Source organism: Methylobacterium bullatum, from assembly GCF_014845095.1.
Lineage (GTDB): Bacteria > Pseudomonadota > Alphaproteobacteria > Rhizobiales > Beijerinckiaceae > Methylobacterium > Methylobacterium bullatum.
Genome location: NZ_NKUG01000118.1, coordinates 1 through 9,335, shown reverse-complemented (window position 1 = coordinate 9,335; position 9,335 = coordinate 1). Strand labels below are relative to the sequence as shown.

Below are 9,335 nucleotides of genomic sequence, written 5' to 3'. Positions count from 1 at the left end.
CCATCCCCAAGCGAAGCCATGTCAGCAGCCCTCGCCCATCTCGTCCTGCCGCCGGACCGCCGGCAATCGGCGACCGCGCTCCAGGTCCAGCGCGGGGTCCGCCGGCTGTTCGCCGACCTCGGCCATGTGACGATCCCGGAATTCTCCCTCGCCAACGGAAGGCGGGCGGACATCATTGCCCTGTGCCCAGCGGGCCGGCTGACCATCGTCGAGATCAAGTCCAGCGTCGCCGACTTCCGCGCCGACAAGAAGTGGCCGGATTACCGGGACTATTGCGACCGCTTCTATTTCGCCGTTCCCGATTCCCTCCCCGAAGGACTGACGCCCGACGAGGCCGGGCTGATCATCGCCGACGGCTACAGCGCCGCGATCCTGCGCGACCCGGTCGACCATGTGCTGAGCGGCGCCCGCCGCAAGGCGGTGACCCTGCGCTTCGCCCATTCCGCCGCGCGGCTGCTGCACTCGCTCGCCGATCCGGGGGCCGTGCGGGAGGGAGCGCTCTAAGCGACGCGACAGGTTGCAGAAACAGCACGCCTCCGCGCTGACGGAATCGAGGTTCAATTCGCGATTGAGATTGTATGAGCCCCGCCCTACCACCTGCCGGATTCTTCTTTGAGGAGCGGACATGTCGGCGGTGCTGGTAGCGAATGGAGAGCCGATCGACCTTGGGCCGGTCGTCGGCACCGACAGTCTCGACCTCATCGTGCCGAAGGCAAAAGCCGGGTTCGCCCTGCTCACCAGCGGTTATGTTCCGGGCCCGCGCGGCGAACCTGGCACGCACCCCGTCACCCTGACCAGCTTCGGGGCGACCGGCGTTCCTTCGAAAGGACCGCTTTCCCTTGGCGACCTCCAAGTAGAGGCCTTGTCCGTCCGAGACGACGGATCTGTCGTCATCGGCGTCTATGACAGCACTTACGTCGACGGCACGTTCGGCGGCTTTTCGACGCAATATCAGAAGGCAAAGTACAGCCTCGGTACCGTGGACGCGAAAGGGACCTTCACGCCCTTCTACACCACGAAGATCACCTCCCTGTCCGATACGGACGAGCCGTTCCTGAGCGCTTACGACAACAGCGTCGCCTTCGCGCAGAACGGTGCGATGGCCCTCGCCCATATCGCCCAGGGATCGACCAGCAAGATCCGGACGGTCGACATCATCGACGAGAACCACCGCTTCGTCGCGACCGCCGTCGTCGACCGCTCGGTGAACGACGACCAGACCCATTCGACCAAAGTCACCGCCCTATCGGACGGTCGCTATCTCGCGACCTGGGTCGATATGGGCCGTGTCACCTCGACCCTCATGGCTCGCGTGGTGACCGCAGACGGCAAGGTGCCGGGCGAAGCGTTCAAACTCGGCCAGGTGGCCGAGTTTGCGGGCGGATACGAAACGAAGGTGATTTACTCGGTCACCGCCGACCAGAATGGCGGATTTGCCGTCGCCTATGAGGGGCGGGACATCAAGAAGGCCGCTAATGGCGTCCAGACCGATGTCCTCACCGATATCGCAGCATCGACTTACAAGGCTGGTCTCGACGGAAGCATCACCAAAGCGGTCACGCTCGCCCAGACCTACACGTTCGACAACGCTTACATCGTGTCCGTGACGACTCTCTCGAACGGGCAATTGCTCGAACTGGTCCTCGGATCTTCCTATGTGGCGGATGGAAAGATCCTGACGACCGCGCGCGGGTTGCTTTACAACGCGGACGGGTCTGCCACGGGGCAGGTTTTCGACTTCTATTCGGAAGCGATCGGAAGCGGGCATCGGTCCGAACTGCCTCAGATCGTGGCCTTGCAGAACGGCACGTTCGGTCTCCTCAAGTCGGGTCACGAGACGGGACTCGAACGGACGGACAGCGACACCGATTTCCAGATCTATTCCATTTCGACGGCCGACCCGTTCCAGGTGAAGGGCGCGACGTCGGGCGCGGACCTGCTCAAAGGGGCCATGGCCTCCGCCAGGAACGACCGGATCGACGGTCTCGGCGGCAACGACACGCTCTTTGGCTATACCGGAAGCGACCATCTCATCGGCGGAGCGGGCAACGACACCCTCGATGGCGGCAAAGGTATCGACCGGATGGAGGGTGGGATCGGCAACGACACGTTCGTCATCGACCATTTCGGCGACGTGGTGATCGAGAAGCGCGGCGCGGGCACGGACCTCGTTCTGTCATCGATCGATCATACGCTCTCGGCCAATGTCGAAAACCTGACGCTGACGGGCAAGGGCGATATCGGTGGCGTCGGCAATGCGCTCGCGAACACGGTCACCGGCAATGCGGGCAACAACCGTCTCGATGGTGGAGCCGGTATCGATGTCCTGAAGGGCCTTGCAGGCAACGACGATTACTATGTCAGCAGTAAGCGGGATCAGGTCATCGAGGCAAAGGACCGGGGCACCGATACGGTCTATGCCAGTTCGGATTTCACGCTCGCGAAGGACCAGTCCATCGAGTTCCTGATCGGCAGCCAGGAAGACCCCTATCTCGCCATCGATCTCACCGGCAACAATCTCGCGAACGCGATCGCCGGCACGTACGGCGACAACGTCATCAATGGCGGGTTGGGGACGGACGTACTGGCAGGCTCCGGCGGGAAGGACGCGTTCGTCTTCGATACGAAGCTCGGGAAAGACAACATCGACAGCATCACCGATTTCTTTCACGGCACCGATACGATCAGGCTGGAGAACGCGATCTTCAAAGGCTTGGTGGAGGGCGATCTGTCCGGCGCTGCGTTCAAGAACATTCGCACGGGTACGGTCGATGCGAGCGACCGTATCCTCTACGATTACTACACGGGCGCCCTCTCATACGATACGGACGGTAGCGGCGCCGAGCAGGCCGTCCAGTTCGCGACGGTCAGGAGTGTCGGATTTCTGACGGCCTCCGACTTCCTCGTCTCATAGCACCGCACCGGAGCGGGTCTGCCTTCAACGCCCGCTTCGCCGCGCCGAGACCAGCGCCAGGGCGGCGAGATCCTTGTCGCCGTCGCCGTGGCTGACGGCGTCGATGAGGGTGTCGCGCAGCACGCTGGCGAAAGGCATCGGTACGCCGGCCTGACCCGATGCCGCGAGGGCGAGGCCGATATCCTTGAGCCCGAGCCTCAGACCGAAGCCCGGTGGCTCGTAACGCCCGGCGGCGATGGATGCGCCGTAGCCCTTGTAGACCGGCGAGGCGAAGAGCGTGTTGGTGAGAAGGTCGAGGAGATCGGCACTGGCGACGCCATGCCCTTCGGCGAAGGCGGCGGCTTCGCCCATGGCCTCGATGGCCGCGATCAGCATGAAGTTGCCCGCGAGCTTCACCGCATTGGCCCGGTACGGCTGGGTTCCGAAGGGCCAGGTCTTCGTGCCGAGGGCGTCGAGCAGCGGTTGCGCCTTCGCGATGACGGAAGGGTCTCCCGCGACGACGATGTTCAGGGCACCGTTCTGCGCCACGTCCGGCCTGCCGAAGACGGGGGCGGCGATATAGGGCACGCCGGCCCGCTCGTGGATAGCGGTGAGCTCCTGGGCGAGCGCCACCGAGATCGTGCTCATGCTGAGATGCAGGCCGGGCCGCGTGCCGGAATCGAGAAGCCCGCCCTCCACGATCACCGAACGCAGGGCCGCGTCGTCGGCGAGCATGGTGATCGCCGCATCCCCGGTGAAGGCGTCCGCCGCGCTATGCACGACCGTCACCCCGTCGAGACCGTCGGCGGCGGATGCAGTCCGGTTCCAGACCCTCACCCGATGACCGCCCCGGACGAGGCTCTGAACCATGCCCCGGCCCATCCGGCCCAACCCGATCACGCCGACATCCATCTGAGTGTTTCCTTAGTTTGTCCCGGCTCAATGGCCGTTGAGGAATTCGAGCATCGTGGCGTTGAAGCGATCGGTCGCTTCCATATGGACGAGGTGGCCGATGCCGTCGAAGACGACAGCGCGCCCATCGGGCATCCGTGCCGCCAGAGCTTTGGCATGGCCGGCATTGTCGCCCATGGCGGCGCGCAGGTTCTCGGGGGCGAAAGGCTTGCCCGGTGCGTTGCGGTCGTTCCCGCCCATGACGAACAGCGTCGGCGCGGCGATCAGCGGGATCTCGTGCACCACCGGCTGTCCCCAGATGATCTGGTAGGAATTGACGAAGGATTGGAGCCAGCGCGGATACTCGCCTGAGCCTTTGACGCGCTCGCGTATCGAAACGAAGGGCTCGATCGCCGATGAGGGAAGCGACAGCGCGTAGTTCGTCATCAGCTGGCGCCGGTAGACGTCCCCGGTGACACCGCCCTCGATCCGCAGAAGCGTGTCGTTGGAAACCGGCGGGACGGTGAAGCGATAATCCTCGAGACCGATCGGCGCTTCGAGGACGAGGCTGTTCACCCGGTTCGGCGCGTTTCGGGCGAGGCGGGCGGCCAGCATACCGCCCATGGAATGGGCGACCACGTCGACCCGCGGGAGATTGAGGGCATTGAGAAGCGATACGGTTTCCGCCGCCATCACGTCGAAGCTGAACGGTCCCACCGGCTTCGACGATTTGCCGAAGCCGAGTTGGTCCGGGACGACCACGCGGTAGCCCGCACCGGCCAGCACGCCGATCACCGGCTCCCAGTAACTCGACGGGAAATTGCGGCCGTGCAGCAACAGCACTGTGCGTCCATTTGGCGTCCCGGTCGGCGTGACATCCATATAGGCGAGACGCTGGCGCTCGTTGTCCCGTGTCAGGTCGAGGAACCAGACCGGATAGGGATAGGCGAACCCTTCGAGCCCGATCCCGAGAGGGCCTGTATCCTCGGCTCGCACGGCGGCGGGCGACAGCGCGAGCAGGCAGCCGAGCAGGAGTGTCGCCAGACGCATGTCATTCCTCCGAAGGGGGTAACGATGCCGCCCCCCTTGCCGAGGGGTGACATAGGGCACTTGCCGAAGCGAGCAGGGATCGTCCACGGCTTTGTGCGATGACGCACGAGGCAATTCCCCCTGGCGGCGGCACGACCGGGCCGGTCCCCGACAAACCGATGGACGGCCTGCCGGTGCGCGAACGCATGCTGGCGCTCCTCGCCATCGGACTCGCCATGACCATGGCGGTGCTGGACGGGGCCATCGTCAACGTGGCCCTTCCGGCCATGGCGAAGGATCTCGGGGTCAGTCCGGCCTCGGCGATCTTCGTGGTCAACGGCTTCCAGATCGCGGTGACAGCATCGCTGCTGCCGCTGGCCTCCCTCGGCGACATCCTCGGCTATCGCAAGGTCTATCTCGGCGGCCTCGTCCTGTTCGTCGCGGCGTCCCTCGCCTGCGCTCTTTCCACATCCCTGCCCGGGCTCATCGTCGCGCGCATCGCCCAGGGGTTCGGCGCCGCCGGGATCATGAGCGTGAACATCGCTCTGGTGCGGTTCATCTACCCGCACCGCATGATCGGCCGGGGCGTCGGCAACGTCGCTTTCATCGTCGCCATGGCTTCCGCTACCGGCCCCACCGTGGCCGCCGCGATCCTATCCGTGGCGACTTGGCCCTGGCTGTTCCTGGTCAACCTACCCGTCGGCCTCGTGGCCCTGGCGGTGGCGGCGCGGACCCTGCCGGTGACGCCGGTGAGCGGGGCGCGGTTCGACGTCCCGAGCGCGATCCTCAACGCCCTCACCTTCGGCCTTCTCATCATCGGGCTCGATGGAATCGGCGAGGCGAACGGGCGCTGGCTCGCCCTGGCGGAGATCGCAGCCGGGCTCGCGGTCGGCACCGTGTTCGTGCGGTATCAGGCGCGGCTCCCGACGCCCCTGCTACCGGTGGATCTGCTGCGCATTCCCGCCTTCGCCCTGTCGATGGTGACCTCCATCGCCTCGTTCGGGGCGCAGATGATGGCCTATGTCGCCCTGCCCTTCTATTTCCAGGATGCGCTGCACCTCTCGGCAACCGAGACCGGCTTCCTGATGACGCCCTGGCCCATCGCCATCGCCATCACGGCGCCGATATCCGGCCGCCTCGCCGACCGGTACGCCCCGGGTGTTCTCGGCGGAATCGGGCTGGCGCTCATGTCCGGTGGCATTGCGGCGCTGGCGCTGCTCCCCGCCGCCCCGTCCCTCCTTGATATCGCCTGGCGGCTGACCGTCTGCGGCGTCGGCTTCGGGCTGTTCCAATCGCCCAACAACAAGGTGATCGTCACCAGCGCACCGCGTTCGCGCAGCGGCGGAGCCAGCGGCATGCAATCGACGGCGCGGCTGACCGGGCAGTCGCTGGGCGCGGCCCTCGTCGCCGTCATTTTCGGGCTCACCCACGCCAGCGGCACGGCGGTCTCCATCGGAACCGCTCTGTGGTGCGCCTGCGCCATGGCAGCGGCGGGTGCCGTCTCCAGCATCATGCGGCGCCAGCCGACGGGCTGATCCACCGAACGCAGCCACCCATCGCCTCGGGCGTTGATCCACGAGGCTGCCAACGGAGGAACATTCATGGACATGAATCTGAAGGGGCGACGCGCGCTGGTGACCGGCTCGACCGGCGGCATCGGCTACGGCATCGCCAAGGCCCTTGCCGGAATGGGTGCAACCGTCGCCGTCAACGGGCGCACACCGGACCGGGTCCGGGCGGCGATCGCGCGCTTGACCGAGGAAACCGGCACGACCTGCTTCATCGCGGCGCCCGGCGACATCGCCACGGCGAGCGGTGCGGAGGCGGTGGTGAAGGGTTTGCCGGCCGTCGATATCCTGGTGAACAACACCGGCATCTTCGAGCCGAAGCCGTTCTTCGAGATACCCGACGAGGATTGGCTTCGCTTCTACGAGACCAACGTCATGAGCGGCATCCGCCTCTCCCGCGCCTACACGCCGGGCATGGTCGCGGCGGGATGGGGGCGGGTCGTCTTCATATCCAGCGAGTCCGGCCTGAACATTCCGGTGGAGATGGTGCATTACGGCATGACGAAGACGGCGCAGCTCGCCGTATCACGCGGCCTCGCCGAGACCGTGGCCGGAAGCGGGGTAACGGTCAACAGCGTGCTTCCCGGTCCGACCCTCTCGGAGGGTGTCGCGGACTTCATGGCGAAAATGGCGAAGGATACCGGCGAGGTCGACCTCGACAAGCTGGGACGGGACTTCGTCGCCGAGCACCGCTCCACCTCACTGATCGGTCGCCTCGCGACCGTGGAGGAGGTCGCCAGCATGGTGGCCTATATCTGCAGCCCGGCCGCGAGCGCCACCAGCGGCGCCGCTCTGCGTGTGGATGGCGGGGTCATCCGGCACATCGCCTGAGGCCGACCCACCCGAACCGGGAGCGGCCGTATCGCCGTCTCGAAGAGCCTGCCCGGCGCTGTCGAAGCGCCGGGCCGCATCGGCGTCAGGCCGACTTGAGATGGGCCGCGAGGTGCTTGTTCATCTCGAACATGGTACACTTGTCCTTGCCGAAAACCTTCTTCAGCTTGTCGTCGGCCAGGATCTCGCGCTTGTTCTCCGGGTTCTGGAGATTGTGCTTCTTGATGTATTCCCAGACCTTGCTGACGACCTCGCCGCGCGGAAGCGCTGCGGCGCCGACCACGGCTGCGAGTTCCTCGGAGGGCTTCAGCGGCTGCTGCAGCGCGTTCGGCTTGGCGGCGCCTTCGGCCTTCGGAGCAGCGGCCTTCTTGGCGGCGGCCGGCTTTTCGGCTGCCTTGGTGGTGGTTTTGGTTGCCATGAGTTCCTCCGGAATTTGGCTTCGAGCGCCGTCACGCCCACGGCCAGGGGCCTCGGAGCGCATAGCTGCAACAACTAAGCGGTGCTGAGAGCGTTCCAAGAGGGAATCACGTAGACCCACCGCCCATCCACAGAAGGGACGGGGATAACGGGGACCCTGCAGCCCTTTCGATCATCGATCACACACAATCTCCGTGGCATGGGCGGTCGCCAGTGCAGCCACGCTTCGCAGCAGGCCGACGAGACGTCATTGCGGCCGTGGACCGGAGATTTTTTCCGAAAAGCTTCACGCTAACAACGGCTTGTGTGGCTGCCGGCACGGCCGAGGGGGATTCGCGCCACCGACGCGTCATCCGGCTCAAAGCAATGCGGCCGGTGCGAAGCGCGTGGGCTGACGACGGCGTCCCGAAGCATCGAGGGCCTGTTCTGACCGCAAGGCGCGAGGATGGAATTTTTTTCGACCGACCGTCATCGAGGACGCAGGCGCATCGCCCGACCCGGACAATGCAACGATCCCTTAAACTCGATGAGGAACACTCCGCGCATGATCATCGCAGTCGTTTCCCTCACCATCGTCGCTTCCGGCGCGTTCCTCGCTGGTCTTGCCGGACTCGTCGCCGCCGAGAGTCGGGGCGAAGCCGACACACGTGGCGCCGACCTGATCTGACCGTCGAGATCACGCTTTCCGCATGCAGCGTTTCCGCAGTGCGGAAGGAGCCGTTGCAGTGCCTTTCACGAAACTCCCGCATCGCCGCCCGGCCGGAAACGGAAGGCGGCGATGACCGCGAGTTTCGCGAGCGTTCCTCAGAACTTGCCGCCGAGGCCGACGCTGCCGCCGGAGCCCATCTGCGGAGCGAGACCGCCGGAGCTCGACCGGCTGGTCGTATCGCCTTCGATATCCTCGCGGCGGATACGCCGCTCCGACTCCGCCTGCGAGCGGGCCTGGCCACCGGCCGATTTCGGCAGGTCGAGCCGCCGCGTCGGCGCCGTCTGCAGAGGCACGCCGTCGGGGTCCACTTCGGCCGCCCGCGGGCGCTGGGCTCCGGGAACCGAGCCACGCATGGACGGCGGAGGCCCCACTTCGCTCTCGGGCATGACGCCTGAATTGCCGGACAGCGCCTGACATCCGCCCAGGGCCGCCGCGATGAGCGCCACGGCGCAGACGTTCGACGGGATACGCATCGACTTGATCCTCAAAAGTATTCCACCCTGGTTCGCGCGGGTGGTCCGGCACGCTTGCGCGCATCTCTACGATGCACAAAAGGCGAAAACCAGACGATCGCAGGGCGTTTGTCACACCTCCCCCCTCGACCTGAGGGAAAATTCGGGGTGATCGTCCACCGGTTCGTCTGGACACCCCCCATACTCCACGCCACCATGGCCGCGACGGTCCGGTTCTTGCCAACTCGACATCGCGGCGAGCCGCATCGTCGCCGATCGACCCGCCCTCATCCACAACTTCGCCTTGGTCCGCCCTCATACGCCGTCCGTCCCATGGCAGGTGGGAACTCATCGGAATGGCTCAGGTTGAGCGGGAGCCGGCGAGATGCTTCTTCGGGGAACGCACGTGTTCAGAACTGTCCGGATGGTCGCCGCCGCGTCGATCACCCTTTGGGCCGCCGCCGCAGCAGCGGCGGAGGGCAACGCCCCGGTCAACGGCCCGGCGAGCGAAGCAGCGCCGGCCGCCCCGGCCGCGCCCCCTGCCC

9 protein-coding genes are annotated in these 9,335 nt (G+C 65.8%); 5 read left to right on the top strand and 4 right to left on the bottom strand.

Annotated elements, in window-relative coordinates:
- Nucleotides 1-18 precede the first annotated feature (18 nt).
- Together MBTS_RS16740 and MBTS_RS16735 are read left to right on the top strand one after the other, a co-directional pair.
- Nucleotides 19-504, top strand: coding sequence for an MmcB family DNA repair protein (locus MBTS_RS16740; RefSeq protein ID WP_056143956.1), 486 nt, complete (start codon nucleotides 19-21; stop codon nucleotides 502-504).
- Between the two features lie 121 nt (nucleotides 505-625).
- Nucleotides 626-2,914: a calcium-binding protein gene (locus MBTS_RS16735; protein ID WP_192216068.1), complete on the top strand. Its 2,289-nt coding sequence runs from the start codon at nucleotides 626-628 to the stop codon at nucleotides 2,912-2,914.
- A gap of 24 nt (nucleotides 2,915-2,938) precedes the next feature.
- On the opposite strand, the gene MBTS_RS16730 is transcribed toward MBTS_RS16735, so the two are convergent.
- Entirely contained in the window at nucleotides 2,939-3,805 is an 867-nt protein-coding gene (locus tag MBTS_RS16730; protein ID WP_192216067.1) for an NAD(P)-dependent oxidoreductase, read from the bottom strand.
- Between the two features lie 27 nt (nucleotides 3,806-3,832).
- Entirely contained in the window at nucleotides 3,833-4,834 is a 1,002-nt protein-coding gene (locus MBTS_RS16725) for an alpha/beta fold hydrolase (protein WP_192216066.1), read from the bottom strand.
- A gap of 158 nt (nucleotides 4,835-4,992) precedes the next feature.
- On the opposite strand from MBTS_RS16725, the gene MBTS_RS16720 reads away from it, so the two are divergent.
- Both MBTS_RS16720 and MBTS_RS16715 read left to right on the top strand, forming a co-directional pair.
- On the top strand, nucleotides 4,993-6,348 hold the full coding sequence (locus tag MBTS_RS16720; protein ID WP_192216069.1) for an MFS transporter: 1,356 nt from the start codon (nucleotides 4,993-4,995) through the stop codon (nucleotides 6,346-6,348).
- 66 nt (nucleotides 6,349-6,414) lie between these two features.
- On the top strand, nucleotides 6,415-7,212 hold the full coding sequence (locus MBTS_RS16715) for an SDR family NAD(P)-dependent oxidoreductase (RefSeq protein ID WP_018042486.1): 798 nt from the start codon (nucleotides 6,415-6,417) through the stop codon (nucleotides 7,210-7,212).
- 85 nt (nucleotides 7,213-7,297) lie between these two features.
- Here the strand turns inward: MBTS_RS16715 and MBTS_RS16710 are convergent, their stop codons facing one another.
- Entirely contained in the window at nucleotides 7,298-7,630 is a 333-nt protein-coding gene (locus MBTS_RS16710) for an SWIB/MDM2 domain-containing protein (RefSeq protein WP_018042485.1), read from the bottom strand.
- Nucleotides 7,631-8,173: 543 nt separating this feature from the next.
- On the opposite strand from MBTS_RS16710, the gene MBTS_RS24040 reads away from it, so the two are divergent.
- Complete coding sequence (locus tag MBTS_RS24040) at nucleotides 8,174-8,296, top strand: hypothetical protein (RefSeq protein ID WP_280529932.1); 123 nt, start codon at nucleotides 8,174-8,176, stop codon at nucleotides 8,294-8,296.
- Between the two features lie 137 nt (nucleotides 8,297-8,433).
- Here MBTS_RS24040 and MBTS_RS16705 read toward each other — a convergent pair whose 3' ends face one another.
- Entirely contained in the window at nucleotides 8,434-8,811 is a 378-nt protein-coding gene (locus MBTS_RS16705; RefSeq protein WP_018042483.1) for a hypothetical protein, read from the bottom strand.
- Between the last annotated feature and the right edge of the window lie 524 nt (nucleotides 8,812-9,335).

Bases quoted from the DNA above. Each gene is read 5' to 3' on its own strand.
- MBTS_RS16740 (WP_056143956.1), top strand. From the start codon at position 19: ATGTCAGCAGCCCTCGCCCATCTCGTCCTGCCGCCGGACCGCCGGCAA.
- MBTS_RS16735 (WP_192216068.1), top strand. From the start codon at position 626: ATGTCGGCGGTGCTGGTAGCGAATGGAGAGCCGATCGACCTTGGGCCG.
- MBTS_RS16730 (WP_192216067.1), bottom strand. From the start codon at position 3,805: ATGGATGTCGGCGTGATCGGGTTGGGCCGGATGGGCCGGGGCATGGTT.
- MBTS_RS16725 (WP_192216066.1), bottom strand. From the start codon at position 4,834: ATGCGTCTGGCGACACTCCTGCTCGGCTGCCTGCTCGCGCTGTCGCCC.
- MBTS_RS16720 (WP_192216069.1), top strand. From the start codon at position 4,993: ATGGACGGCCTGCCGGTGCGCGAACGCATGCTGGCGCTCCTCGCCATC.
- MBTS_RS16715 (WP_018042486.1), top strand. From the start codon at position 6,415: ATGGACATGAATCTGAAGGGGCGACGCGCGCTGGTGACCGGCTCGACC.
- MBTS_RS16710 (WP_018042485.1), bottom strand. From the start codon at position 7,630: ATGGCAACCAAAACCACCACCAAGGCAGCCGAAAAGCCGGCCGCCGCC.
- MBTS_RS24040 (WP_280529932.1), top strand. From the start codon at position 8,174: ATGATCATCGCAGTCGTTTCCCTCACCATCGTCGCTTCCGGCGCGTTC.
- MBTS_RS16705 (WP_018042483.1), bottom strand. From the start codon at position 8,811: ATGCGTATCCCGTCGAACGTCTGCGCCGTGGCGCTCATCGCGGCGGCC.